At 66.0% G+C, this 25,611-nt stretch carries 23 protein-coding genes; 8 read left to right on the top strand and 15 right to left on the bottom strand.

The features are described 5' to 3' along the window. Positions 1-5: 5 nt before the first annotated feature. The 5 genes from glgC to ubiA all read right to left on the bottom strand — a co-directional run bounded on the left by glgC (position 6) and on the right by ubiA (position 8,348). Positions 6-1,268, bottom strand: coding sequence for a glucose-1-phosphate adenylyltransferase (glgC, locus tag ACWKSV_RS11170; protein WP_076717626.1), 1,263 nt, complete (start codon positions 1,266-1,268; stop codon positions 6-8). 79 nt (positions 1,269-1,347) lie between these two features. Then, positions 1,348-3,501 carry a 1,4-alpha-glucan branching protein GlgB gene (gene glgB / locus ACWKSV_RS11165; RefSeq protein WP_076717624.1) on the bottom strand — a complete coding sequence of 718 codons (2,154 nt, stop codon included), beginning with the start codon at positions 3,499-3,501 and terminating at the stop codon, positions 1,348-1,350. Beyond that, a complete protein-coding gene (locus tag ACWKSV_RS11160) occupies positions 3,498-5,930 on the bottom strand; it encodes a glycogen/starch/alpha-glucan phosphorylase (RefSeq protein ID WP_083706714.1) in 2,433 nt (810 codons plus the stop codon). Before ACWKSV_RS11160 ends, glgB begins: the two co-directional genes overlap by 4 nt. 93 nt (positions 5,931-6,023) lie before the next feature. Beyond that, complete coding sequence (locus ACWKSV_RS11155) at positions 6,024-7,334, bottom strand: Nramp family divalent metal transporter (RefSeq protein WP_076717622.1); 1,311 nt, start codon at positions 7,332-7,334, stop codon at positions 6,024-6,026. Between the two features lie 105 nt (positions 7,335-7,439). Further along, positions 7,440-8,348 carry a 4-hydroxybenzoate octaprenyltransferase gene (gene ubiA / locus ACWKSV_RS11150; protein WP_156884397.1) on the bottom strand — a complete coding sequence of 303 codons (909 nt, stop codon included), beginning with the start codon at positions 8,346-8,348 and terminating at the stop codon, positions 7,440-7,442. 102 nt (positions 8,349-8,450) lie between these two features. Between ubiA and ACWKSV_RS11145 the strand changes: the two genes are divergently transcribed. After that, positions 8,451-8,597, top strand: a complete 147-nt coding sequence (locus ACWKSV_RS11145) for a hypothetical protein (RefSeq protein WP_042489487.1) — start codon at positions 8,451-8,453, stop codon at positions 8,595-8,597. Here ACWKSV_RS11145 and ACWKSV_RS11140 read toward each other — a convergent pair. The 3 genes from ACWKSV_RS11140 to ppk2 all read right to left on the bottom strand — a co-directional run bounded on the left by ACWKSV_RS11140 (position 8,594) and on the right by ppk2 (position 11,490). Beyond that, positions 8,594-9,601, bottom strand: coding sequence for a glycosyltransferase family 2 protein (locus ACWKSV_RS11140; protein ID WP_237243448.1), 1,008 nt, complete (start codon positions 9,599-9,601; stop codon positions 8,594-8,596). The two genes, ACWKSV_RS11145 and ACWKSV_RS11140, sit on opposite strands and share 4 nt — an antisense overlap. A 42-nt stretch (positions 9,602-9,643) precedes the next feature. Further along, the gene (locus ACWKSV_RS11135) at positions 9,644-10,654 is read right to left on the bottom strand and encodes a glycosyltransferase family 2 protein (RefSeq protein WP_172839698.1); all 1,011 of its coding nucleotides are present in this window, start codon (positions 10,652-10,654) and stop codon (positions 9,644-9,646) included. A gap of 80 nt (positions 10,655-10,734) precedes the next feature. Next, entirely contained in the window at positions 10,735-11,490 is a 756-nt protein-coding gene (ppk2, locus tag ACWKSV_RS11130) for a polyphosphate kinase 2 (protein WP_076717618.1), read from the bottom strand. A gap of 77 nt (positions 11,491-11,567) precedes the next feature. Between ppk2 and ACWKSV_RS11125 the strand changes: the two genes are divergently transcribed. Together ACWKSV_RS11125 and ACWKSV_RS11120 are read left to right on the top strand one after the other, a co-directional pair. Further along, on the top strand, positions 11,568-12,311 hold the full coding sequence (locus ACWKSV_RS11125; RefSeq protein WP_076717616.1) for a 16S rRNA (uracil(1498)-N(3))-methyltransferase: 744 nt from the start codon (positions 11,568-11,570) through the stop codon (positions 12,309-12,311). Positions 12,312-12,356: 45 nt separating this feature from the next. After that, positions 12,357-13,730, top strand: a complete 1,374-nt coding sequence (locus ACWKSV_RS11120; RefSeq protein WP_191864605.1) for a glutamate--cysteine ligase — start codon at positions 12,357-12,359, stop codon at positions 13,728-13,730. A 96-nt stretch (positions 13,731-13,826) separates the two neighbouring features. Here the strand turns inward: ACWKSV_RS11120 and ACWKSV_RS11115 are convergent, their stop codons facing one another. Both ACWKSV_RS11115 and ACWKSV_RS11110 read right to left on the bottom strand, forming a co-directional pair. Beyond that, positions 13,827-15,098, bottom strand: coding sequence for a methyltransferase family protein (locus ACWKSV_RS11115; RefSeq protein WP_172839697.1), 1,272 nt, complete (start codon positions 15,096-15,098; stop codon positions 13,827-13,829). A gap of 175 nt (positions 15,099-15,273) precedes the next feature. Beyond that, entirely contained in the window at positions 15,274-15,726 is a 453-nt protein-coding gene (locus ACWKSV_RS11110) for a hypothetical protein (RefSeq protein ID WP_076717613.1), read from the bottom strand. A gap of 148 nt (positions 15,727-15,874) precedes the next feature. Between ACWKSV_RS11110 and ACWKSV_RS11105 the strand changes: the two genes are divergently transcribed. Further along, complete coding sequence (locus ACWKSV_RS11105) at positions 15,875-16,087, top strand: hypothetical protein (protein WP_156361213.1); 213 nt, start codon at positions 15,875-15,877, stop codon at positions 16,085-16,087. A gap of 18 nt (positions 16,088-16,105) precedes the next feature. Here the strand turns inward: ACWKSV_RS11105 and trmB are convergent, their stop codons facing one another. Further along, a complete protein-coding gene (gene trmB, locus ACWKSV_RS11100; RefSeq protein ID WP_076717611.1) occupies positions 16,106-16,786 on the bottom strand; it encodes a tRNA (guanosine(46)-N7)-methyltransferase TrmB in 681 nt (226 codons plus the stop codon). Positions 16,787-16,850: 64 nt separating this feature from the next. Here trmB and ACWKSV_RS11095 point away from each other — a divergent pair, with 64 nt between their 5' ends. Beyond that, complete coding sequence (locus ACWKSV_RS11095; RefSeq protein WP_076717609.1) at positions 16,851-17,654, top strand: formate/nitrite transporter family protein; 804 nt, start codon at positions 16,851-16,853, stop codon at positions 17,652-17,654. Here the strand turns inward: ACWKSV_RS11095 and ACWKSV_RS11090 are convergent. From ACWKSV_RS11090 to lnt, 3 genes are all read right to left on the bottom strand, one after another. Then, positions 17,608-18,795, bottom strand: coding sequence for an acyltransferase family protein (locus tag ACWKSV_RS11090; protein WP_076717607.1), 1,188 nt, complete (start codon positions 18,793-18,795; stop codon positions 17,608-17,610). The genes ACWKSV_RS11095 and ACWKSV_RS11090 overlap by 47 nt on opposite strands. Positions 18,796-18,915: 120 nt before the next feature. Further along, a complete protein-coding gene (metK, locus tag ACWKSV_RS11085) occupies positions 18,916-20,115 on the bottom strand; it encodes a methionine adenosyltransferase (protein WP_076717605.1) in 1,200 nt (399 codons plus the stop codon). Between the two features lie 41 nt (positions 20,116-20,156). After that, the gene (gene lnt, locus ACWKSV_RS11080) at positions 20,157-21,695 is read right to left on the bottom strand and encodes an apolipoprotein N-acyltransferase (RefSeq protein WP_076717603.1); all 1,539 of its coding nucleotides are present in this window, start codon (positions 21,693-21,695) and stop codon (positions 20,157-20,159) included. Between the two features lie 281 nt (positions 21,696-21,976). Here lnt and ACWKSV_RS11075 point away from each other — a divergent pair, with 281 nt between their 5' ends. Then, on the top strand, positions 21,977-22,408 hold the full coding sequence (locus ACWKSV_RS11075; RefSeq protein WP_076717601.1) for a VOC family protein: 432 nt from the start codon (positions 21,977-21,979) through the stop codon (positions 22,406-22,408). Continuing rightward, positions 22,405-22,707: a polyhydroxyalkanoic acid system family protein gene (locus tag ACWKSV_RS11070; RefSeq protein WP_076710944.1), complete on the top strand. Its 303-nt coding sequence runs from the start codon at positions 22,405-22,407 to the stop codon at positions 22,705-22,707. Before ACWKSV_RS11075 ends, ACWKSV_RS11070 begins: the two co-directional genes overlap by 4 nt. A 450-nt stretch (positions 22,708-23,157) precedes the next feature. On the opposite strand, the gene ACWKSV_RS11065 is transcribed toward ACWKSV_RS11070, so the two are convergent. After that, positions 23,158-24,483, bottom strand: coding sequence for a PQQ-dependent sugar dehydrogenase (locus tag ACWKSV_RS11065; protein ID WP_076717599.1), 1,326 nt, complete (start codon positions 24,481-24,483; stop codon positions 23,158-23,160). Positions 24,484-24,765: 282 nt separating this feature from the next. On the opposite strand from ACWKSV_RS11065, the gene ACWKSV_RS11060 reads away from it, so the two are divergent. Then, a complete protein-coding gene (locus tag ACWKSV_RS11060) occupies positions 24,766-25,554 on the top strand; it encodes a hypothetical protein (RefSeq protein ID WP_483666797.1) in 789 nt (262 codons plus the stop codon). The last annotated feature ends 57 nt before the right edge of the window (positions 25,555-25,611 follow it).

The following is a 25,611-nucleotide window of genomic DNA, read 5'->3' as shown; positions in this document are numbered from 1 at the left end:
GACTTTCAGTTGGCCAGACGGTCGATCATCGGCTGGGTGATCAGGCAGATGCCCTTGTCGGTGCGCCGGAACCGATGCGCGTCGAGCACCGGGTCTTCCCCGACCACCAGGCCATCGGGAATCCTGACGCCGCGATCGAGGATCACCCGCCGCAACTGGGCGCCCCGTCCGATCTGGCAGAAGGGCAGGACGACGGCCTCGTTGAGCGACGCATAGCTGTGCGTGCGCACGCCGGTCGACAGCAGCGAGCGGTTGATCGACGATCCCGACACGATGCAGTCGCCCGCGATCAGGCTGGCCACCGCCGATCCACGCCGTCCCTCGACATCATGGACGAACTTGGCGGGCGGGGTGATCTCGGCATAGGTCCAGAGCGGCCAGCTGCGGTCGTACAGATCGAGCTGCGGCACCACATCGGTCAGGTCCAGGCTGGCCTCCCAATAGGCGTCGACGGTGCCGACATCGCGCCAATATGCGCCGGGTTCGTCCTCCGAGCGGACGCAGCTGGCGGAAAAGCGGTGCGCCTGGGCTTTGCCATGCTCGACCAGATAGGGGATGATATCCTTGCCGAAGTCGCGGCTCGACCCCGGCGTCTCGGCATCGCGGCGCAGCTGCTCGAACAGGAAGGCGGTGCGGAAGACATAGATGCCCAGCGACGCCAGCGACACGCCCGGATTGCCGGGAATGGAGGGAGGGTCGGCGGGCTTCTCGACGAAATCGATGATACGGTCGGTCTCGTCGACATGCATCACGCCGAACGCACTCGCTTCCTCGCGCGAGACCTCCAGACAGGCGACGGTGACGTCGGCACCACTGTCGCAATGCTGCTGGAGCATCAGCTCATAGTCCATCTTGTAGACATGATCGCCCGCCAGGATGACCATGAATTCGGGCGCATAGCTTTCGATGATGTCGATATTCTGGAACACCGCGTCGGCCGTGCCCTCATACCATTGGAATTCGCTGATCCGCTGGCTGGCGGGCAGGATGTCGAAGCTCTCGTTGCGTTCGTCGCGCAGGAAGTTCCAGCCGCGCTGAAGGTGGCGGATCAGCGAGTGCGCCTTGTACTGGGTCGCCACGCCGATGCGGCGGATGCCCGAGTTGATCGCGTTGGATAAAGCAAAGTCGATGATCCGGGCCTTGCCGCCAAAATAGACGGCGGGCTTGGCACGGGTGTCGGTCAGTTCCATCAGGCGACTGCCACGGCCGCCCGCCAGCACATAGGCCATGGCATCGCGCGCCAGCGGTTGTCCGCGCCTCAGGTCCATCGTCCGTCTCCCGTCCCTTGTGTTCATGTCGCAACGCGCAGGCAAGGCGTTGGTATTCTTGTAAAAGCCTCGATCCAGATCAGCCGTCGAAGCGCAGCATGACGGTGGCCAGCGGCGGCAGCGTCACCCAGGCTGCGCCGTCACTGGCATCCACGCCGCCCATATTGCCAAGGCCCGAGCCCCAATATTGCGTCGCGTCGGAGTTCAGCACCTCGGTCCAGCGGCCGTCATGCGGCAGCGGCAGGCGATAGGGCGCTCGGGCGACCGGCGTCATGTTGGCGATGACCGCGACCGGCTTCTCACCCGGCGCCTTGCGCAGCCAGGCAAAGACTGATTGCGCACTGTCGTCGGCCACCAGCCATTCAAAGCCTTCGCGCTCGCAGTCGCGGGCATGAAGCGCAGGCGTGTCGCGATAGAGATGGTTCAGGTCGCGGACCAGCGAGCGGACGCCTTCATGGGCATGGCTGCACCGCAGATGCCAGTCGAGCGGACGGTCTTCCGACCATTCCTCGCGCTGGGCGAATTCCTGGCCCATGAACAACAGCTTCTTGCCGGGATAGGCCCACATGAAGGCGTAATAGGCGCGAAGATTGGCGAATTTCTGCCAGTCGTCGCCCGCCATCTTTGTCAGCAGGCTACCCTTGCCATGGACCACTTCGTCATGGCTGAGCGGCAGGACGAAATTCTCGTCGAAGGCGTAGTGCAGACCGAACAGGATTTCGCCATGATGGTGCCGCCGATGCACCGGCTCGCGCGCCATGTACTGGAGCGTGTCGTGCATGAAGCCCATGTTCCACTTGAAGCCGAAGCCCAGCCCGCCGTCATGCGCGGGTGCCGAGACGCCGGGCCAGGCGGTGGATTCTTCGGCGACGGTGAAGACGCCGGGATGCTGGCCGTAAACCTGGCGGTTGACCTGGCGGAGGAACTCGACCGCTTCCCAATTCTCGCGCCCGCCCTGCTCGTTGGGCACCCACTCACCGTCCTTGCGGCTGTAGTCGCGGTAGAGCATCGAGGCGACGGCATCCACGCGAAGCCCGTCGATATGATAACGCTCGGGCCAGAAGAGCGCGTTGTTGACCAGGAAGCTCGAAACCTCGCGCCGCCCGAAATTATAGATGGCGGTGTTCCAGTCGGGGTGGAAACCCTGGCGCGGGTCCTCATGCTCATAGAGCGCGGTGCCGTCGAAATGCGACAGGCCATGCGCGTCGGTAGGGAAGTGGGCGGGCACCCAGTCGAGGATCACGCCGACGCCAGCGCGGTGCGCACCGTCGACAAAGCGCGAAAAGCCCTCGACATCGCCGAACCGGGCCGACGGGGCATAGAGCCCGGTCGTCTGATAGCCCCAGCTGGGGTCATATGGATGCTCGGAGATGGGCAGGAATTCGATATGGGTGAACCCCATCTCCACCACATAGGGGATCAGCCGGTCGGCCAGCGCATCCCAGCTGAGATACCAGCCATTCTCGTCGCGGTCCCACGACCCGGCATGGACCTCGTAGATGCTGATCGGCACGCGGCGCGGGTCGATCTTCGACCAATGCTCGCGGTGGGGGGCATCCTTCCAGACATGCTGGGGCGGCGCGGTCGTCACCGAGGCGGTCTTGGGGCGAAGCTCGGCCGCGAAGGCGAAGGGGTCGGCCTTCATCGGCTGTTCCGCGCCATGCGGGCCGGTGATGGCGAACTTATAGGCGCGGCCCTCTCCGATATCGGGGATGAAGATTTCCCAGACGCCGACATCCAGGCGGCGGCGCATGACGTGGCGGCCAGGGTTCCAGTCGTTGAAGTCGCCGACGACCGCGACCCGCTCGGCATTGGGCGCCCAGACCGCGAAGTGCACACCCGCCACGCCCTGATGCTCGATCAGGTGCGCGCCCATCTTGTCATAGAGGCGGAAGTGATTGCCTTCGCCCATCAGGAAGTCGTCGAGCGGGCCGAGCACGGGGCCGAAGCTGTACGGATCGGTGATCCACCATTCCGCGCCGTGGCCGCGGGCGCGGTACTTGACCGGCTGGGCGGGGCCTTCGACCGCGCCCTCGAACAGGCCGCGCGCGTCGACGCTCTTCAGGTCGCCCAGCGCCGTGCCGGACAGGTCGAAGGCCATGACCGCCTCCGCACCCGGCACCAGCGCCCGCAGGAACGTGCCGCCCGGTCCTTCATGAGGTCCCAGCAACGCGAAGGGATCGGCGTTGCGGCCCTCGATCAGGGCATCCAGAGCGGCACGGGGTGGCTTCACATCACGTTCCAGATTTCCTCGGCATATTGCCGGATGGTGCGATCGGAGGAGAACCATCCGACTTTCGCGACATTGTGGATGGCCGAGGTCGCCCAGCCCGCCTGGTCCTGCCAGCGTGTGTCGACGCTGCGTTGCGCGGCGGCATAGGCATCGAAATCGGCGGCGACCATGAACCAGTCGCCATCGTACAGCCCGCCCATCAGCCCGGCGTAGCGGCCGGGATCGTCGGGCGAGAACACGCCCGAGGCGATGGCGGAGACGGCCTGGCGCAGTTCCGGGCTGCCCTCGATCACTTCGCGCGGGTTGTAGCCGTCGCGGCGCTTGGCGGCGACCTCGTCGGCGGTCAGGCCGAAGATGACGATATGATCGTCGCCGACATGTTCCTTGATCTCGACATTGGCGCCATCGAGCGTGCCGATGGTCAGCGCGCCGTTGAGGGCGAACTTCATGTTGCCGGTGCCCGATGCCTCCATGCCCGCGGTCGAAATTTGTTCGGACAGATCGGCGGCGGGAATGATCTTCTCGGCCAGGCTGACATTGTAGTTCGGGATGAACCCGACCTTCAGCAGATGGCCGACGCTGGGGTCCGAGTTGATCCGGCGGGCCACGTCATTGGCCAGTTTGATGACCAGCTTGGCATTGTGATAGCTGGAAGCCGCTTTCCCCGCGAACAGCTTGACGCGCGGGGTCCAATCACGCTCGGGATGGCTGCGGATCTGGTCGTACAGCGCCACCGTCTCGATGATGTTGAGCAGCTGGCGCTTATATTCGTGGATACGTTTGATCTGGACGTCGAACAACGCATCGGGGTCCACCCGAAGTCCCGTCGATTCCCGAAGATAATTCCCAAGCCCCACTTTGTTGGAACGTTTGATCGCCAGAAAGCGTTCCCTGAAATTCGCGTCCTGCGCAAATTCCGTGAGCGCTATCAATTTTTCCGCGTCATCCTCGAAACCCGGCCCGATCGCCTCGCGGATCAGCGCGGTCAGTTGCGGATTGCATTGCTGCAACCAGCGGCGCGGGGTGATGCCGTTGGTCTTGTTGTTGATCCGCGTCGGATAGAGGCGGTGCAGGTCGGCGAAGACCGTCTTCTTCATCAGCTCGGTATGAAGCGCGGCGACGCCGTTGACGCTGTGGCTGCCCGCAAAGGCCAGGTTCGCCATGCGCACCCGGCGCTCGCCGCCCTCGTCGATCAGGCTGATCGCGGCGATGGCGCGGTCGTCCATGTCCTCGACGGCACGGGCCTCGCGCAGCAGCTTGGCATTGATCGCATAGATCAGCTGCATGTGACGCGGCAGCAGCCGCTCGAACAGGTGCAGCGGCCAGCTTTCCAGGGCTTCTGGCAGCAGCGTGTGGTTGGTATAGCCGAAGGTGCGGCGGGTAATCTCCCACGCCTCCTCGAAACCCAGATCGTGATGATCGACGAGCAGACGCATCAGCTCGGCGACCGACACCGCCGGATGGGTGTCGTTCAGCTGGATCGCCGCCTTGTCGGGCAGGGTGCGGATATCCTTGAAATACTGGATATGCCGCCGGACAATGTCCTGGAGCGAAGCGGAGGAGAAGAAATATTCCTGCCGCAGCCGCAATTCCTGCCCCGCGGGCGAGCTGTCCGAGGGGTAGAGGACGCGGACCAAAGTCTCCGCCGCCAGCTGCCCGGCCAGCGCGCCGGTATAATCGCCCGCGTTGAACCGATCGAGCCGGATGGGGTCGATCGCCTGCGCGGTCCACAGGCGCAGCGTATTGACCCGCTTGCCGCGCCAGCCGACGACGGGCGTGTCGACCGCCACCGCCTCGACCGCCTCGGCGGGTTTCCAATGGACCGCGCCGCTCTCGGTACCGATCACCTCGCCGCCGAAGCCGACGAAATAGGCGCTCTCGCGACGCTCGAACTCCCAGGGGTTGCCATGGCTGAGCCAGGTTTCGGGCAGCTCGACCTGCCAGCCATCATCGATACGCTGGCGGAACATGCCGTTCACATAACGGATGCCATAGCCATAGGCGGGCAGGTCGAGGCTGGCGAGGCTTTCCATGAAGCACGCCGCCAGTCGGCCGAGGCCGCCATTGCCCAGCGCCGCGTCGGGTTCGATCTCCTCCAGCCCGGCGAGGTCGACGCCCAAGGTCTGGAGCGCGCCCGCCACCTGCGCCATGACGCCCATGTTGGACAGCGCATCGCGCAGCAGCCGGCCGATCAGGAACTCCAGGCTGAGATAATAGACCCGCTTGGCCCCCGCCGCATGGGCTTCGCGGGTGGAGGCCATCCAGCGTTCGATGATGTCGTTGCGGACGGTCAGGATGGTCGCGGCCAACCAGTCGTGCCGCCGCGCATTGGCGGCGTCCTTGCCGATCCGGTGCACCAGCGTGTCGACAATGGCGTCGGCCAGCGGCCCGGTGTCGTCGACATGCAAGGTGGTGATGGTGGTCGTCATTGATTCGGGCGTCCCTGTCGATCCAGTTGCACCCAGATTAGTCGCGTAAGGGGTGAAGTCACGCGGCATTCCTTCGCAACTGCGAAAACGAGATCAGCCCGTTGCCAGACCCCACAACAAGGTCAGGTTAAGGCCGATGATGATCGCCGCAATGATCCACGCTAAGATGCGCAGCCATACGGGACTGGCAAAGGGCCCCATCATCCCCTTGTTCGCGGTGAAGCGGACCAGCGGCACCACGGCGAAGGGCAGTTGCAGGCTGAGGATGACCTGGCTGAGGACCAGCAGCTTGGTCGCGCCCGCCTGACCGCTGGCCCCAACGACCAGCACGGCGGGGACGATCGCCAACCCGCGCGTGATCAGCCGCCGCAGCCAGGGCGCGAGCCGCAGGTCGAGGAAGCCCTCCATCACGATCTGCCCGGCGAGCGTCCCCGTGACGGTCGAGTTCTGGCCCGAGGCGAGCAGCGCCACGCCGAACACCACGCTCGCCGCGCCCGCGCCCAGCATCGGGGCGAGCAGCCGGTACGCCTGGTCGATCTCGGCGACATCGGTGCGGCCTGCGACATGGAATGTGGCCGCCGCCACGATCAGGATCGCGGCGTTGATGAAGAAGGCGAAGAACAGCGCCACCGTGCTGTCGATCGTCGCCATCTTGATCGCATCGCGCTTGCCTTCGGTGGTCAGGCCGAAGGCGCGGGTCTGCACCACCGAGGAATGGAGGTAGAGATTATGCGGCATCACCGTCGCGCCCAATATGCCGATCGCGATGTAGAGCATCGCCGGGTCGGTCACGATCCGCGTCGTCGGAATGAAGCCCGCCATGACGGCGCCCGGATCGGGGCGCGAGGCGATCAGCTCATAAAGGAAACAGCCGCCGATGATGAGGAGCAGCGCGATGATGAACGCCTCGACCTTCCTGAATCCGTAACGCTGGAGCGCCAGGATCAGGAAGACGTCCAGCCCGGTGATGAGCACGCCCCAGACCAGCGGCAGGTCGAACAGCAGTTGCAGCGCGATGGCGGTGCCCAGCACTTCGGCCAGGTCGCAGGCGATGATCGCGATCTCGCAGAGCAGCCAGAGGATGCGCGAGACCGGCTTGGAATAGGCTGCCCGGCATGCCTGCGCCAGGTCCAGCCCGGCCGCGATGCCGAGGCGTGCCGACAAAGCCTGCAGGATCATCGCCATGATGTTGGACAGCAGGATGACCGACAGCAGCGCATAGCCATAGGCCGAACCGCCCGCGATGTCGGTCGCCCAGTTGCCGGGGTCCATATAGCCGACCGCGACCAGATAGCCGGGTCCGGCAAAGGCGAACAACCGCCGCAGGAAGGACGCGCCCTCCGGTATGGCGATCGAACGATGGCTTTCGGCAAGCGAGCGGGTGGCGGGCGTGGCTACGGTCATCGACCTTCAGATGTGACGGAGTTTCCGAAAACCGACAACCCGCCAAAGCGTTGCGGCGGATCAATTTGGTGACGGTTATCAATTCCTCCCCTTCCAAGGGAGGAATCAGAGAGAAGACCCCACCACCGCACAGGCCAGCGCCATAAGCAAACCGGCAAAGCGATTCGATCGGAACCGGTGCAGCGCCCCCGCGCCATCGTCAGGCTTCAACGTCGCCACCTGCCACCCCAGATGCAGCGCCACCGGCATCAGCGCCGCGAGCGCAATCGCGTCCGGTCGCACCAGCCAGATCGCCCCCGCCCAGCACAGCACCGCCGCAAGGTAGAAAGCCCCGACCCCCGGCTTCACATGCGCCCCCATGCGCAGCGCGGACGAGCGCACCCCGATCAGCGCATCATCCTCGCGGTCTTGCAGCGCATAGATGGTGTCATAGCCGATCACCCAGGCGATCGACCCGGCATAGAGCAGCCACAGTGGTGCCGAGAGCGACCCCGCCACCTCGGCCCAGCCGACCAGCGCGGCCCAGCTGAACACCATGCCCAGCCATGCCTGCGGCCACCAGGTGATCCGCTTCATGAAGGGATAGGCCGCGACCGGCGCCAGGCTGGCCACCGCGACGATCGCGGCGAGCGGGCGCAACTGGACGAGGACGACGAGGCCGATCAGGCACAGCGCGACCAGCCAGACCGCCGCCAGCTTCACCGATACCAGCCCCGACGGGATCGGTCGTGCCCGTGTCCGCGCCACCTGGGCATCCAGATCGCGGTCGACGATGTCGTTGAACACGCATCCCGCTCCGCGCATCGCGATCGAACCGAGCAGGAACCACAGCACCAGCGGCCAGCGATCCGGCAGCCCGCCCGCCAGCGCGATCGCCCAGACGCCGGGCCAGAACAGCAGCCACCAGCCGATCGGTCGGTCGAACCGGGCCAGCAGCGCCAGCCCGCGCAGCCGGGGTGGCAGCCGTCCGACCAGTCCCTTATGCTCGCTATCGGGTACGATCTCGACGGTCATGGGCTCGATGGTCATGGCATGCGGCCTATGACCGCGACCCGTGGCGCGCAAGGGCGTTCGCCGCTATCGTCGGCGCGTGTCCTGCCGCCATAGCCTCGCCTCATGATCGGCCTGTCGGTCGCGGTCGGCCGTTTCGTCGAGGCGTTGTTCTGGGCGATCCTGCGCGTCGCCGGGATGGTCGGGGGCGTGGTCCTGCTCGTCGGCGTCGTGCTGGGTGTGATGTGGTGGCTGATCCGGCGGCGGCGCTAGGCTGCCAGCATCGCCAGCTGCGAGCGGATGACGTCCAGATTATGCTGCGCCAGATGGCTGCCGCGCCCCGCCACGCTGCCTTCCAGCTCGGGACGCTCGCCGATCGCCAGACAGCGTTGCCAGGACCCTTCTGCCAAGGGCAGCCAATGCCCGATCGCATTGGCCGGATCGGCCATGGCCCGGTCGAGCAGCAGGTCGCCGAGCACGAAGAAGAAGTCGGGCGATTCCGGCCAATGCGGCATTTCCCGGTCGGCCAGCGCCAGCGCCTCGTCCAGCCGCGCGGCCTTTGTCAGGACCGTGATCGCCGTGACGACCAGCTCGTGCCGCCAGTTCGCATCCGCCGGGGTCAGCGCCAGTGCCTGCGCGAAATGGGTGCAGGCCGCGTCCAGATCGTCGCGCATCCGGGCGTCGCGGGCGATCTGGTAATGAAGGTACGGATCGTCCGGTTGCTCGGCCAGATCGCGCAGCAACAGGATATGGTTGCGGTTCCGCTTGGGGGCGATCTGCGCGGCCAGATAGCCGTCATGCGCCACATGCAGGGGCAGGGGAACGCGCGGTAGCGGTGACGCGACCTGCTCGTGCACGCGGCCTTCATAGCGCGCGCCGCGCGGGATCAGCCGGGTGATCCAGCTGCGCGTCGCCGTCTCGCCATCGTCATGCTGATTATGGATGCACACCCGCCCCAGCCGCGCCGGACCGCCGCACCATTCGCGCAAGAGCTCGCCGCCCGTGACCAGCCATTCGTCGGCATCCAGCATCAGCGCCCAGTCGCTGTCGGCCAGATCGAGCAGATGATTGCGCGCGACTGAGAAGCTGTCCGGCCAGGGCAGATGATGCACCTCGGCACCCGCGGCCTTGGCGATGGCTACGGTCCCGTCCGTCGAACCGGTATCGAGCACCACCATGCGGTCCACGAACGGCGCGACGCTTCCCAGGCAGCGCGCCAGGCAGCGTGCTTCATTGCGGACTATCAGCGTCGCGGCGATCGATACGGGTCGGGACATGATCCGCATTCCTGTCATGGAGATGGTAAAGGTTGATCGGCCTCAGGCGGCCAGCGTCGCCAGCTGCGACCGCACGATGTCGAGGCTCTGCTGCGGCAGATAGCTGCCGCGTCCGGCGACGCTGCCGTCCAGATCGGGTCGCTCGCCGATTGCGAGACAGCGTTCCCAGGCCCCTTGCGCCAGCGGCAGCCAATGGTCGATCGCCTGTGCGGGGTCGGCCAGCGCCTGATCGAACAATATGTCCCCCAGTACGCAGAAATAGTCGGGCGAGTGCTGCCAATGCGGGAATTCGGCATAGGCCAGCGCCAGCGCCTCGTCGCGCCGCCCCATATAGGCCATCAGCGTCATGGCGCTCGTCACCAGCGGGTGCCGCCACCCGGCATCGCGCGGCGCGGTCGCCAGGGCGCGCTGCAGATAGTCGCAGGCGGTCGGAAGATCGCGCCGCGCCTGCGCTTCCATGCCGAACTGGAACATCAGATAGGGATTGTCCGGCTGCTCGGCGAGTTCGCGCTGCAACAGCTGGTAATTGCGGTCGATCTTCCTGGCCTTCTGGGCCGCGAGATAGCCGTCATGGCCGACATGGATCGGGGTAGGGGTGATCGGCAGGGGAGAGACGACCTGTTCGTGGATGCGCCCCTCATAATAGGTGCCGCGCGGTAACAGACGAGCAATCCAGCTGCGCGTCGGGTAGGCACTGCCATCCGTCTCGTTCTCGATGCAGACCGACCCCAGCCGCGGCGGCCCCGCGCACCAGCGACGAAGCTGCTCGCCGCCCGCGCTGATCCACTCGTCGGCGTCGAGCATCAGGTTCCAGTCGGCATCGGCGCAGGCCATCACATGGTTGCGCGCCTCGGCGAAATCGTCCGGCCAGGGCAGGTGATGCACCTCGGCGCCCGCCGCCTTGGCGATGGCCACGGTTCGGTCGGTCGAACCCGTGTCGAGCACGACGATGCGGTCCACGAACGGGGCGACGCTTTCCAGACAGCGTGCGAGGCAGCGCGCCTCGTTCCGGACGATCAGGGTCGCGGCGATACGGGGGGCAGGGGGCAACATCCTGGACGATCCTCGACGCTGGGGATTTGCGCACACGCTATCCCCGCCCCCGTGAAGATTTGCCTAATGCGGCCGTAACCCTATTTGGCCAGCCGCCCGTCTTCCAGCGCGGCCATGTCGAACGGGAACAGGATTTCCGGGTCGGGCGCCTTCACGCCGCCCGCGATATCGGCGGGGGCGATGCCGCGTAGGATGTGGCGGATGATCGCGATCCGGGCATCCTTCTTGTCGTCGGCGCGCACGACATGCCAGGGCGCGAAGGGGGTGTGGGTGCGGGTCAGCATCGTGTCGCGCGCCGCCGAATAATCGGCCCATTTGGCCTGCGCGACCTTGTCCATGTCCGACACTTTCAGCGCCTTGAGCGGATCGGTGCGCCGCGCCTCCAGCCGCTCTTCCTGTTCCTTCTTCGAGATGTCGAGCCAGATCTTGACCAGCCTGATGCCGCTTTCGACCAGCATCCGCTCGAAATCGGGGGCGTCGCGCAGGAACGCCTCCTGCTCGGTGGCGGTGGAGAAGCCCATCACCACCTCGACGCCTGCACGATTGTACCAGCTGCGGTTGAAGATCACGATTTCCCCGGCGGCGGGCAGGTGCGTGGCGTAGCGCTGGAAATACCATTGCGTGCGTTCGCGGTCGGACGGCTTGGGCAGCGCCACCACGCGGGTGGCGCGGACCGAGAGATGCTCGGTGATCCGCTTGATCGTGCCGTCCTTGCCCGCGCCGTCGCGGCCCTCCAGCACGATCACCACGCGTTCGTCCGATCCCGCCATCGCCATCTGGGTGCGCACCAGCGCGAGTTGCAGCGACTCCAGTTCCTCTTGGTAATGTTTGCCCATCGTCCGTCCTTTCGCGACAGACAACACCCGAAGCCGCAAAAGTGGCAAGTGCCGCGCGACCCGTGTAAGCGAGGCCCATGCCCGCTACCCCCGCCTGGCCGCCGCAATCCACGCCCCGCCTGTTCGTCGACCAGCCCCTGGCCGAGGGGCCGATCCGCATCGACGGCCCGGCGGCGCATTATCTGGTGTCGGTGATGCGGACCAAGGTCGGCGATCCGGTCAAGCTGTTCGACGACCGGACCGGCGAATGGCTGGGCGTCGCCGCCTCGGTCGGCAAGCGCGACCTGACGCTGGACGTGACGGAAATGCTCCGCGAGCGCGAGGCGGTGCCCGATCTGTGGCTGTGCGCCGCGCCGCTGAAAAAAGGTCGGGTCGACTGGCTGGCGGAAAAGGCGTGCGAGCTGGGCGTGGCAAGGCTGGTCCCCGTCGTCACCCGCCGCACCGTGGTGGACAAGCCCAATACCGAACGGCTGCGCACGCACATGATCGAAGCGGCCGAACAATGCGGCCGCACCGCGCTGCCCGAGGTGGCCGAACCGGTCAAGCTGGCGGCGCTGCTGCGCGACTGGTCGCCGGAACGCGCGCTGTTCTTCGCCGACGAGACCGGCGGCGTCCCCGCACTGGAGGCGATGCGCGCGCATAACGGCCCGGCGGCGATCCTGATCGGGCCCGAGGGCGGCTTCGACGTTGAGGAGCGCGAGGCGATCCGCGCGCATCCCGCCGCCATCGGCATCGGCCTGGGCCCCCGTATCCTGCGCGCCGATACCGCGGCGGCGGCGGCAGTGTCCCTCTGGATGGCGGCGGCGGGGGACTGGCGTTGATTCAGCCTATGGCGTGGACGCGCGCGCCCGCGTAAGGCGCGGTTCATGAGCACCAAGACCGCGAGCACAGCCAAGAGCGCCATCATCGAGTCGCGCGACCAGTTGATCGCCAGCTTCGCGCGCGGCGAAAAACCCAGCGATCGCTGGCGGATAGGGACCGAGCACGAGAAGTTCGTCTATGCGCTGGGCGATCACCACGCGCCGTCCTACGACGAAGCCTCGGGCATCCGCGCGCTGCTTGGGCAACTGGAGCAATATGGCTGGGCGCCGGTCATGGAGGGCGGCAACGTCATCGCGCTGACCGGCGCGGACGGCTCGATCAGCCTGGAGCCTGCGGGCCAGTTCGAACTCTCGGGCGCGCCGCTGGACAATCTGCACCAGACCTGTGCCGAGACGGGGCGTCACCTGACCCAGGTGAAGGCGGCGGGCGACAAGCTGGGCGTCGGTTTCCTGGGCCTGGGCATGTGGCCGGACAAGACCCGCGCCGAGCTGCCGATCATGCCCAAGGGGCGTTATGCGATCATGCTGCGCCACATGCCGCGCGTCGGCTCGCTCGGCCTCGACATGATGCTGCGGACGTCGACGATCCAGGTGAACCTCGACTACGCGTCCGAGGCGGACATGGTGAAGAAGTTCCGCGTCGGCCTCGCGCTCCAGCCGCTGGCGACTGCCTTGTTCGCCAACTCGCCCTTCACCGAAGGCAAGCCCAACGGCAAGCTGTCCTTCCGCAGCCATATCTGGTCGGACACCGACCCGGCGCGCACCGGCATGCTGCCCTTCGTGTTCGAGGACGGTTTCGGTTATGAGCGCTATGCCGACTATGCGCTCGATGTGCCGATGTACTTCGTCTACCGCGATGGGAAATATATCGACGCGGCGGGTCTGTCGTTCCGCGACTTCCTGAAGGGCGAGCTGTCCGTCCTGCCCGGCGAGCTGCCGACGATCGACGACTGGAACGATCACCTGTCGACCGCCTTTCCCGAGGTGCGGCTGAAGACCTTCCTGGAGATGCGCGGGGCCGATGGCGGTCCGTGGAACCGCATCTGTGCGCTGCCCGCGCTCTGGGTCGGATTGTTGTACGACAACGGCGCGCTGGATGCGGCGTGGGATCTGGTCAAGGACTCGTCGCTCGATGAGCGGCAGGCGCTGCGCGACTCGGTGCCCGAGCTGGCACTGGACGCACCGCTGCCGGGTGGCGGACGGTTGCGCGATATCGCGGGCGAGGTGCTCGATATCGCGCATGCCGGGTTGGCGGCGCGCGCGCGGTTGAACGGGGCGGGGGATAACGAGACCGGCTTCCTCGATCCGCTGCGCGAGATCGTCCGCTCGGGCAAGGTACCTGCGCAGGTGCTGCTCGACCGCTATCATGGCGAATGGGGCGGCGACATCTCGCGGGTGTATGGCGAGGCGAGCTTCTGATGGAGCAGCGTGGGCTTCGACTTCGCTCAGCCTGAACGGCAGTAAGGGTTATATCCCACGATCCGTTCAGCCTGAGCGAAGTCGAAGGCCAAGGGCCTACCCCCGCCCCAAAACCCATCTGAAGAATCGCGGCACCACTCCGTACCGCTCCATCCACTCATAATAATCCCGATAGGCCGGATCGGCCGACAAATGCCGCTCCTCGGTCCGCGCGCGCCAGTAATAGATTCCGCTGACCACCCCGAGCAGCAACGTGCTGCGGGCTGCATCCACCCAGGTCCCGGTCGACAGGATCGGGATCGTCGCGATCCACCAGAAGATGTTCTTCGACAGATAGGCCGGGTGCCGCGACACCGCATAAGGCCCGTGGGTCAGGATGCCCCGGTGCGTCAGATTGGAAAAGCGGATGCCGAACGCCACGGTCGACCAGGCATAGATGGCGGTCAGGGCGACCAGCACCGCGCCCGTCACCGCCAGCACCACCGGGTGCCCCGCGAACCAGTAGCTCCACTCGGCGGTCCCCGGCCGATAGTTGAGCGGCCCGTTATCGCCCATCAGGATCGTCGGCGGATAGCAGATCAGCGCCGCTGCCCAAGCCGCCGCATAGGGATTGGCCGAGCGGATATGCGCATCAAGCGGCCGCATGGTCAGCATGTACCCGATCGTCGCAAAGGCGACGTCGATCAGGAACATCAGCGTGATCAGCCCATTGGCCAGCGCCACCGGATCGTGCAGCGCGACGCTCAGGTCGGTCCGCACGAACATGCCGAACCCGCCCGGCACCACGCCGAGCATGAAGGGCAGGAAGAACGCCTTCACCGCCCAGGATCGCAGATGTGCGTAGATGGCGTGCCGATCCACGCCCGGCTGCCCGGTCAGCCATGCGCCCAGCATCCACGCACCGTCCTTCGGCTTGACCAGCCGCCGGTCGAGCCAGATGACGTACGGGATCGACAGCAGGAAAAGCAGCGGCGCGATCCAGCTCAGGCACCACATGGCAAAGGCAAAAATCCCCTGCCAATAGAAGCGCCCCGTCGCGAAGATCAGGGCGATCCCGCCAAAGGTCGCCCAGAGCCCGGCCAGCTTGGTCAGGCTGATGTCCAGCGTCTCGCGGGCGGGACGGGGATTCGCCCAGTCGATCCCGGTCGAGGCATGGCGATGCACCTTGTCGGCCAGTACCGACCAGAGCAGCATCGGCACACCCGCACAGACCAGATGCAGCAGCGCCGCATAAGGCCCGTCGAGATGCCGCCACCGCGCGAAAGCGATCCAGCCCAGCGAACCCGCCAGCCCGGCCAACCCGACACCCCGGCTGACGGCGGAGCGGGGACGCGGCGGGCGCGTGGCGAGCGGGGCGGAATCGGCCATGGAATGCGGGCTTTAGCGTAATTCGGTAAGCAAGGCGTTAGGGTGGATCGACATGCAGCTATGCCCTTCTTCCCCTCACCCAAGCTGCGCTAGCCAGCAAGCTTCGCTAACCCTCTTCCCTGTCCAGGGGAGAGGGAAGAAGGGGGAGGATGAATGTCGATCGGTTTCAAGAGGATCATTCCTCCGCCGTCGCCAGAATCTGCCCGACCTCTTCGGCGGTAATCCCGAACGCCGCCGCCAGGCCCGACAGCGACGCCCCCCGCTTGGACAATTCGCGAATCCGCCCCTCGTCGACCACCGTGGCGTAGCCCCGCGTATCGCGCTGCTCGCGCACCACGTCCTTGCGGCCCGAGGTACGGTGGCGCTTGGCGGCGGCGGCATGGGGGTCCCTGGCGGCGGCGGCTTCCTCCGCCTCGCGCCGGGCGGCGCGTTCGGCTTCGCGGGCCAGCGTCTCGCGCTCACGCAACGCGGCGCGCGCCTCCATCCGTCCAGCCATCAGCGTGCTGCGCTCGCCCGCCCGTGCCTCGCGCGCCTTGGCCCGTGCGGCGGCGCGCTCCTCCAAGCTGTCATTCGTCCGGACGCGCAGTCCGCCGCGCGGCGGCGTCACGCCCCAGCTGTCATCGACCATGTCTTGCCTCAAATTCCGAGGCCGCCGTCTATAACGACGCGGCCCCGCCCCGCCAGAGGGCGTGCGCATCGCCATCGAAACCGGCGGCATTGGCAACCAGCGGGCGATCTGCTTGTTATTGATGCAGATATAGAATGGGAGGATGGTGATGAACCCGATGCTGGACCCCGATCTCATGGAGTTCATGGATGACGAGTCGCTGCTGCTGGCCTTCGCCATGGCCAGTGCCGAGCCCGGCGGCGGCGATGCCCAGGCGATCCAGGCCGAGATGACCCGACGGGGCCTGCGCCCGATCGCGGCCATGCCGGGGCTGCTCGACGTGGCACGTACCGACCACCGGAGCGGCGCTTTGCGTCTTTAGATCAGAGAAATCGGTGACTTACCGCCGGATATACCTGAAATACCACACCTCATGCCCCTGGCGGCGGGCCTTGCGTTCGTAGCGCGTTTCGGGCCAGTCGGCGGGGCGGGTGAGGAAGTCGGCGGGGGTGCGGGCCTGCCATTCGAAATCGGCCCGGCCGTTCATGATCATCATCGACCAGTGGCAATAGGTCGGGTCGTCAGTGCCCAGGCGGAATTCGCCGCCCGACTTCAGCTTGCGCGCAATGGTGTCGAGCGGGCCGTGGTTCATCATCCGCCGCTTGGCATGGCGGGCCTTTGGCCAGGGATCGGGGTGGAGCAGATATACGCGCTCCAGGCTGGCATCGGGCAGCCGCTCGATCACCTCCAGCGCGTCGCCCATGTGCAGGCGGACATTGGTCAGCTCGCGGTCGCGGATATGGCCTAGCGCACCGACTACGCCGTTCAGGAACGGCTCGCAGCCGATAAAGCCGGTGCCCGGCGTCGCCTCGGCTTGTCCGGCCAGATGCTCGCCCGCGCCGAAGCCAATCTCGACCTGAAGCGGCCGATCCTCGCCGAACAGGCGCACGGCATCCAGCGGGCCTTCCTCGGGCACGCTCAGCGTCGGCAGCATCTCTTCGACCAGCGCGGCCTGGCCCTGGCGCAGCTTATGGCCCTGACGCCGACCATAAAGGCGGCGGATCGTCGTCGGATCGTTCATCGCCGGGCCTTTAGCGCGGGTCGGACAGGGAGCCAAGGGTGGGGTCGCTCGTTGCGCTTCCACCATGCAAGACGATGCTCCCCAACCCGATGGAAAGGCGCAGAAGGCCGCCGATGCCAAGGACCTCCACCGCGCGGTGCGTGAGGCGGGGGAGAGCGAACTGGACCGGCCCGCCGGTGCGCTGTTCTGGTCGGGGCTGGCGGCGGGGATCGCGATCCACAGCTCGCTGATCGCCGAGGGGGCACTTCACGCCGGGCTGCCCGAGGCGCCGTGGCGCGGACTGGTCGCGTCGCTGGGCTATCCGGTGGGGTTTCTGGTCGTCATTCTCGGGCGGATGCAGTTGTTCACCGAAAGCACCATCACCGCGATGCTGCCGCTGGTGACGAAGCCATCGGCCTGGGCGCTTCAACGGACGCTGCGACTCTGGGGGATCGTGCTGGTCGCCAATCTGATCGGCACCGCGCTGGCCGCGGGCATGGTGGCGGCGGGGGCGCTGGGCAATGCCGAGATTCGCGAGTCGATGGTCGCCGTGTCGGTCCGTATCTTGGAGCTGGGCGGGTGGGACACGTTCATCAACGCCATCCCCGCCGGGTTCCTGATCGCGGTGGTCGCCTGGATCCTGCCCAATGGCCGGACCCAGGCCTTCTGGATCATTCTGGCCATCACCTATGTCATCGCGATCGCCGGATTCAGCCACTCGATCGTCGGCGCGGACGAGGCGTTCCTGCTGCTGTTCACCGGTCAGGTGTCCGTCGAGCGGGCGATGTTCGGGCTGATGCTCCCGGCGATCCTGGGCAATCTGGTCGGTGGGGCGGGGCTGTTTACGCTGCTCGCCCATGGTCAGGTACAGGGCGAGGCACGGGAATAGCATTCGGGGCCATCGACCCTTGCTGGCGCCCCAGCCAACGCCGCACAGGAATGTCGTACAGGCGGTCCAGGGCATAGGCCAGCGCGGCAAAGACGAACGTATAGCCGCTGGCGAACAGCAACAGATGGTCCCGATAGACGAGCGTCCCGGTGGTGTAGCTCCACAGAAGGACGACGCCGATCATGGGGCAATGCGTGACGTAAAGCGCATAGGACGTCCCGCCGGACAGGGAGCAAAGGCGGGCCGTTGATCCCGTCGGCGCGATGCGCGATCCCAGCAGGATGAAGAGCGGCGACGCGACGAGGATGAAGGCCAAATCATAGGGCCCGGCGTACTGCGCGGGGGGCGAGCAAATCAGTAGGGCGGCTAGCGCGAGGCACAGCAGGCCCAGCATGACATTACCCGGAGCCGTCCCGGGCGTTCGGCCGCCAGAGAGAAGGCGAACCAGAATCCCGATGGAGAAGGACAGGGCACAGCGGACGAGGCCGAACAAAAGATTGCTCCACTTGTCGCCTGCCGCCACATCGCCATGGGCGGTGACATAGACCGTCAGGATCACTGCGAGCGTTGCGCAAAGGACGACCATGGTCCGCACGCTGATCCGCCGCCACAGGATCGCCATCAGGATATTGGCCATCAATTCCAGCATGAGCGTCCAGCAGGGCCCGTTCAGCGGGAACAGGTCTCCCGTCGGGGGCAAAGACGGCAGCAGGACGAGCCCCGTCGCGATGCTCGACAGCAAATGTCCGCCCGTGATCCCCTGCGTCGGGTCGATCAGCAGGATAAGCCCGTTCGCCGCCAGACCGATCGACAGGCCGATCGCATAGAGAGGATAGAGCCGGATCAACCGCAGCCACAGGAACGCGCCGACCGACAGGCCCTGGCGGAACCGCTCTTCATAGGCGTGGAACAGCACGAAGCCGCTGAGCGCGAAGAACAGGTCGACGGCCAGATAGCCATGACCGAATATCCCGCCCCGGAAGCCGGTCGCCACGCCCGTGACATGGTAATAGACGACGATGATCGCCGCCAGGCCGCGAAGGGCGTCCAGCGCGGGATAGCCACGGCCCCCGGCGTTCGGCGTCGAACCGACCGGGCCGCCCTCTTTCCCCCATGTCGACATCGATGCCATCGACGCCATCAGGCCCTCTTATGGGTTAAGACCTAATGAAATGGCGGTTCGGCGCGGGGCGAGGGCCAAGAAAAACGCCCGCGCGGATCGTCTCCGCACGGGCGTCTTTGCTTTACCGGATGGACGGGATCAGGCGACGGCGGCCTTGATCTGGTCAACCAGGTCGGTCTTTTCCCAGGTGAACAGCGCGCCCTCGGCCTCGCGACCGAAGTGACCATAAGCCGCGGTCTTCGAATAGATCGGCGCGTTCAGCTTCAGATGCTCGCGAATGCCCTTCGGCGTCAGGCGAACCAGCTTCGGCAGCGCGGCCTCCAGCTTGGCTTCCTCGACCTGGCCGGTGCCGTGCAGGTCGACATAGACCGACAGCGGCTCGGCGACGCCGATGGCGTAGGAGAGCTGGATGGTGCAGCGCTTGGCCAGACCCGCCGCAACGACGTTCTTGGCAAGGTAGCGCGCGACATAGGCCGCCGAGCGGTCGACCTTGGTCGGGTCCTTGCCGCTGAACGCGCCGCCGCCGTGCGGTGCTGCGCCGCCATAGGTGTCGACGATGATCTTGCGGCCGGTCAGACCGGCGTCACCGTCCGGGCCGCCGATTTCGAACAGGCCGGTCGGGTTGACGTAGATCTGCTTCTCCTCGGGCAGCCAGCCTTCGGGCAGGATGTCGGTCAGCACCGACTTCACATAGTCGCGGAGCTTGGCCTGGCCCGCCTCGTTTGACAATTCGGCCGAATGCTGGGTCGACACGACGATCGCGGTCGCGCGGACCGGCACGCCGTTTTCATATTGCAGCGTGACCTGGCTCTTGGCGTCGGGCTCCAGGAAGGGGGCCGCGCCCGAATGGCGGTCGGCCGCCATCTTTTCCAGGATCTTGTGGCTGTAATAGAGGGTCGCGGGCATCAGGCCGGGCGTCTCGTCGGTCGCGTAACCGAACATGATGCCCTGATCGCCGGCGCCTTCGTCCTTGTTGCCGCTCTCGTCCACGCCCATCGCGATGTGCGCCGACTGGGCGTGCAGGTTGTTCGAAAAGTCGAAGGTCTGCCAGTGGAAGCCCGACTGCTCGTAACCGATCCGCTTGACGGTATCGCGCACGGTCTGCTCGATCTCTTCCAGCGCGCCCTCGGCCCACTGGTCGTTCTCGAACACGCCCTTGCAGCGGATTTCACCCGCCAGCACGACCTTGTTGGTGGTGGTCAGGGTCTCGCACGCGATGCGCGCTTCCGAATCCTTGGACAGGAACAGGTCGACGATCGAGTCGCTGATCTGGTCTGCGACCTTGTCGGGGTGACCTTCGGAAACCGATTCCGAGGTAAAGATGTACGAGTTCCGCATTCCCGTCCTCATAAGGATATAAAGATAGCTTTATATCGGTCCTAGCGGCCACGGCGGCGGAAGGCAACGCCGATCGCGGCCAGGCCTGCGGCGATGGCCAGCGCCATCATGTTGCCGATGCGCGAGAAGGGCGTGGGCGGAAGGGCGGCGGGCAGGGGGGCTTGCGCCGCGCCCGCCGTCTCATGGGGTACGGTGGCGATCAGGCGGCCATCGGCGGCGATGATCGCCGAGATGCCGGTCGGGGTGGCGCGAATGATCGGCAGCCCCTCCTCGATCGCCCGCATCCGCGCCTGCGCCAGATGCTGCGGCGGGCCCCAGCGGCCGAACCAGGCATCGTTCGACGGATTGAAGAGCAGGCGCGGGCGATGTGCTTCGTCGACCACCTGGCCGGAGAAGATGATCTCGTAGCAGAGCTGTACCCCGACCGGCCCGAAGCCCGGGACGCGCAGATTGCGCGGACCGGGGCCGGGGGTGAAGTCCATGTCGCCGGGGACGAGGCGGGCGAGGCCCAGCGGCTTCAACAGCCATGGCATGGGCAGATATTCGCCATAAGGCACGAGATGCGCCTTGTCGTAGCGGCCGGTGATCCGTGCCGAAGGGCCGATCGCAAAGACGCTGTTGGTCGCGCTGCTCACCCGCGCGCGGTCGGGCGAGAAGAGCAGCGCGGTGCCCCCGACCAGCGCCGTGTCGCGCGGTCCCAGCACGCGGGCGATCTGGCGGCGCGTCCAGAAGGGCGGGGCATAGTTGAACCCGAAATAGGCCCAGTCTGGGTAACCGTCCTCGATCATGTCGCGCACGACGCCCTCGGGCCAGACGATCAGCCGGGGGCGGGGGCCGGGACGTCCCGACAATTGCGTCAGGCGTTCGAGCAGCAGCGGCCCGTCGCTCTGCCCGCGCTGGTCCTGGCTGACATTGGGCTGGACGACGCGGACCAGCGGCGCGTCGGCGGCGGGCTCGGCGGCGCGGGTCAGCGGAGCGGACAGCGCGGCCAGCCCGGTCGCGGGCACCATCACCGCCGCCAGATACCAATGCCTGCGAAGCGCCAGCCAGATCGCGCCCGCCAGCACCACGGTCAGCCCCGACAGGGCATAGGTGCCGATAAAGGCGCTCATCCGCGCCACGCCGATCACCGGCAGCCACGCGACCGACAACGGGTCCCAGGCATAGCCGGTGAACAGACGCGCGCGTAAATATTCGGTCGCGATCCATGCCGCACCGAAGATCAGCACATAGGCGGCATCCGGTCGCCGCCCCCGCAACCTCCAGGCCACGCCCGCCGCCGCCATCGGGAAGATCGCGAGGTAGAGCGCCAGTCCGACCGCCGCGAAATAGCCCAGCACCGGCGGCATCTTGTCCTGAAAGTCGAAGGCGTGCTGAAACCAGTTGTTGTTGACGGTGAAATGTCCGACCCCGAACGCCCATCCGCGCCACAGCGCGCCCCGGATGCTCGGCGCATCCTGCACCAGCGCGAGCAGGACGATCAGCCCGACCAGCAACAGCGGCCAGAGGTCGAGCGGGGCAAAGCCACAGGCGGCGACGGCCCCGGCGATCAGGGCGAGGAGAGCGGGATAGCGGGTCACGGCGGCAGGATATGGCGCGGGCCTGTGACAGGAGCAATGCGGGATGTGTGGCGATCCGGCTGGCGGCCGGTGCGGCGGAGCGGGCCCGGGCAGTGGCGATGCCCCTCCACCATGCTGCGCATGGTCCCCCTCCCCAAGCAGAGCTTGGGGAGGAATGAACTGCACAAATCCTCCCCAAGCTATGCTTGGGGAGGGGGACCGCCCGGCGGAGCCGGGTGGTGGAGGGGCGGAAACGCTTGCAAGGACTGGCAAACCCCGCCCCGCCACCCTAGCTTCCCCTCATGACCCTGCGCCCCTTCCATCTCGCCTTCCCGGTCCACGACCTGACCGCCGCCCGCCATTTCTATGGCGAGGTCATGGGCTGCCCCGAAGGCCGGTCGAGCGATCACTGGATCGACTTCGATCTGTTTGGTCATCAGATCGTTGCGCATCTTGATCCCGCCGCCAAGCCGGTTGCAGTCGAGAATGCGGTCGACGGCCATCAGGTGCCGGTGCCGCATTTCGGCGTCGTCCTGACCATGCCGGACTGGGAAAAACTGGCCGCACGGGTCGAGGCGGCGGGCATCTCCTTCGGCATCGCCCCCTATGTCCGGTTCAAGGGCCAGCCGGGTGAGCAGGCGACGATGTTTTTCCGCGACCCCAGCGGCAACGCGCTGGAGTTCAAGGCCTTTGCCGACGACGCGATGCTCTTTGCTACGGAGATGACCGCATGAGCGCCCCCATTTCGCTCGATATCCCGCACAAGCTCGGCAAGGAGGGCGTGCGCCAGCGGCTGGACGGCGGCATCGGCAAGATCGGCCGCATGATCCCCGGCGGCGCCACCGTCGAGCATCGCTGGGACGGCGACACGATGCACTTCACCGTCGGCGCGATGGGCCAGTCGATCGGCGCACAGGCGACCGTCTATGAGGACAAGGTCCATGCGGTGGTCAACCTGCCCGCCTTCCTGTCACTCTTTTCCAGCCAGCTGGAGGCGGTGATCCGCTCGGAGGCACCGAAGCTGTTGAAGTAGCGCAGCGAGCGGGGCGGCAAGCAATCTATTTCATTGGCGCTTGGTCGTGAATTTGCCTGGAACGCTGTTCCTGATGATACAGTCCCGCCCCCAGGTCTGACAATCCAGCAACAGCGCGTCATCTCCAACCCGATACCAGACTTCACCCTTGCCTACCGATAGGCCGAGGTCCGTAGGATTGGTCAGCTTATACCGGCGCCGGTACGTGCATGTCTTCGGAAGACGATCATGCTTTCTATAGTCCCGTTTCAGGCAACCCGGCGGCCATTCATAAATGGATGCCGGGACCCGTTCACCCCAATCATAGCTTGGCCGCGCGTTTCTGCGGGTCATGCTGGGCAGGCCAGCTGCGGTGGCGATTATGACCAGAGCAACGATCGCCGGAACGGCAATTTTCGGGGAAAGCCCTGTGACGATCGCCATGGCGGGGGACTGTTTCCAGCTCGATAATTACTTCGCCGCGCTGACCTTCCACACCACATTGCCGACGTCATCCGCGACCAGCAGGCCGCCCGTCTTGTCGACGATCACGCCCACGGGCCGCCCCTGCGCCTCGCCCTTGGCGTTCAGGAAGCCGCCGACCACCTCGACCGGCTTGGCGTTGGGTACGGGAAAGGCGCCCGCGAAGGGCACGAACACGACCTTGTAGCCCGAAGGCGGCTTGCGGTTCCACGAGCCATGCTCGCCGATGAATGCCCCGCGCGCGAACCTGTCGCCCAGCTTCGCGCCCTCCGAGAAGGTCAGGCCGAGCGCGGCGACGTGCGGCCCCAGCGCATAGTCGGGGCGCTTCACATATTGCTGGAGGGGCGGATTGGTCGGCTGGACCCGATTGTCGGGATAGCCCCCCCAATAATACCAGGGCCAGCCGAAGTGATCGCCGAACTCCACCTGGGTCAGATAATCGGGCACCAGGTCGGAGCCGAGCATGTCGCGCTCGTTGACCACGGTCCATAGCCGCCCGTTGACCGGGTTCAGCGCCATGCCGTTCGGGTTGCGCAGCCCAGCCGCATAGATTCGCCAGTTCTTGTCCTGCGGCCAGACCTGCAGGATCGCGGCGCGGTTCTTTTCAAGATCCAGACCATTCTCGGCGACATTGCTCGACGAGCCGACCGACACGAACAGCGTCTTGCCGTCGCCCGAGGCGATCACGTTGCGCGCCCAGTGATTGCCCGCCGGGCGCAGGGGCACGACCTTTTCCGGCTTGGCGGTGATCTTCGTCGCGCCTTCCTGGTACGGCACGCGGACCAGTGCGTCGGTGTCGGCGATGTAGAGCTGCCCGTCGAACAGCACCATGCCGAAGGGCGAGTTGAGCCCGGTCAGGAACGGCGTCTTCACATCCGCCAAGCCGTCCCCGTCCGTGTCGCGCAACAGGGTGATCCGATTGGCCGAAGGCACCGCCGCGCCCGCCCGGCCCAGGAAGAAGTTCATCACCCGCTGCACGATCCCCGAACCGGGCCGCGGCGGCGAGTTGGTTTCGGCGACCAGCACGTCGCCATTGGGCAACTGGTACAGCCAGCGCGGATGGTCGAGGCCGCTCGCAAAGGGCTGGATGGCCAAGCCCGGCGCGACGCTGGGCTTGGCGCCGTTCGCCCAGCCGACGGGCTTGGCGATGTCGACCGTGGGAATCGTCTGCTCGCGCGGCGTCTCGATCGTCGGACGCGCGCCCGCAACCTGATCGACGCTCAACCGCGCCGTGTCGGGCCAGGCGAGCCAGGCGACGATACCGATGCCGATCAGGACGATGATGCCAAGGACAATCAGAACATGTTTGCGCATGGCGCGAGGATAGGGTGGGCGCGGCGTGGGGGGAAGGCGCAACGCGAAGGCGGAGCACATTTTTGGTGCGATGCTTTGCCACTTGACCATAGCGTCAAGTGTGACCGGTTGGCGCCAATAAAATTGTAGTTGGTGGACAGGTAAAGACAAGTATTTCCGGGTCTTCCAAAAAATACTCGTATGTTTCGGAATTCGGGGGCATAGGTGTCGTCATTCCATCGTTCGGGGGGTGTTCGGATGTTGAAGAAAATCGTGGTCATGGCAACGATCCTGTTGCTGCCGATGGCGCAGGTCGCCGCCTCGCCGCAGGAAAAGGCCAAGGTTCCGGTAAAGGAGAAAGCGGGAGAACCTGCAGATGTCGTCGTGCAGGGGAATAACGACCGCAAGGCGCCGCCCCCTCCGGGGATCAACAAGATCATCACCGGGCAAAGCTTCGCCATGGTCGCCAGTCGTTCCGCGAGCTTTGCCAAATGCGCTAAGAATCTCGACGCTCAAATGCTCGGGCCGCTGATTGACGGCGATATGAACAGCGCACCGCAGACCTATGCGCTGGACCGCATCATCCGCGCCAATGCGAGCTGTTATTCCGATCTGCCATTCGCCAGCGCGCCGCCGCAGCTTGGCGAGTGCAATCCGGTCGCGCAGCTCGACATCGTGACGTGCCGCAACCTGTATGATCGCGGCGCCCTGCTGGAAGAGGCGATGGCACGCTACGCCCCCGACGCCGCGCTGAGCGAGGCGGAGGTGACCAATCCGGTGATTCAGCAGCGCCTGAACGTACGGGAAGCCGGGCGAAATGCACGGCGTATCCCGACTGATCGGTTGTTGTTTCAGATCGGCATCTGCATGACGCGACTCCGTCCTGATCTCGTGACGCGAATGGTGCAGGCGCATGGCGATCCGGCCTTGCAGGAACGCCTGACGATGATGGTGCTGGACCAAGCCCGTCCATGCGTGGGCAACGCCAAGAAGGTGACGATGGAGCCGGTTCAGCTACGCTATTATCTCGAAGACGCCTTCTATCGCTGGATAGTGGCGGCGCGGGACGTCGGTACGCTGCTCGAGTCCTGACCGACATATTTGGCCGCCGGTACCACGGGGAGCGTACCGGCGGCCGTCGAAGACGCG

The organism is Sphingomonas sp. SphC10 (assembly GCF_057004845.1).
This window is presented reverse-complemented; position numbering and strand designations above follow the sequence as displayed.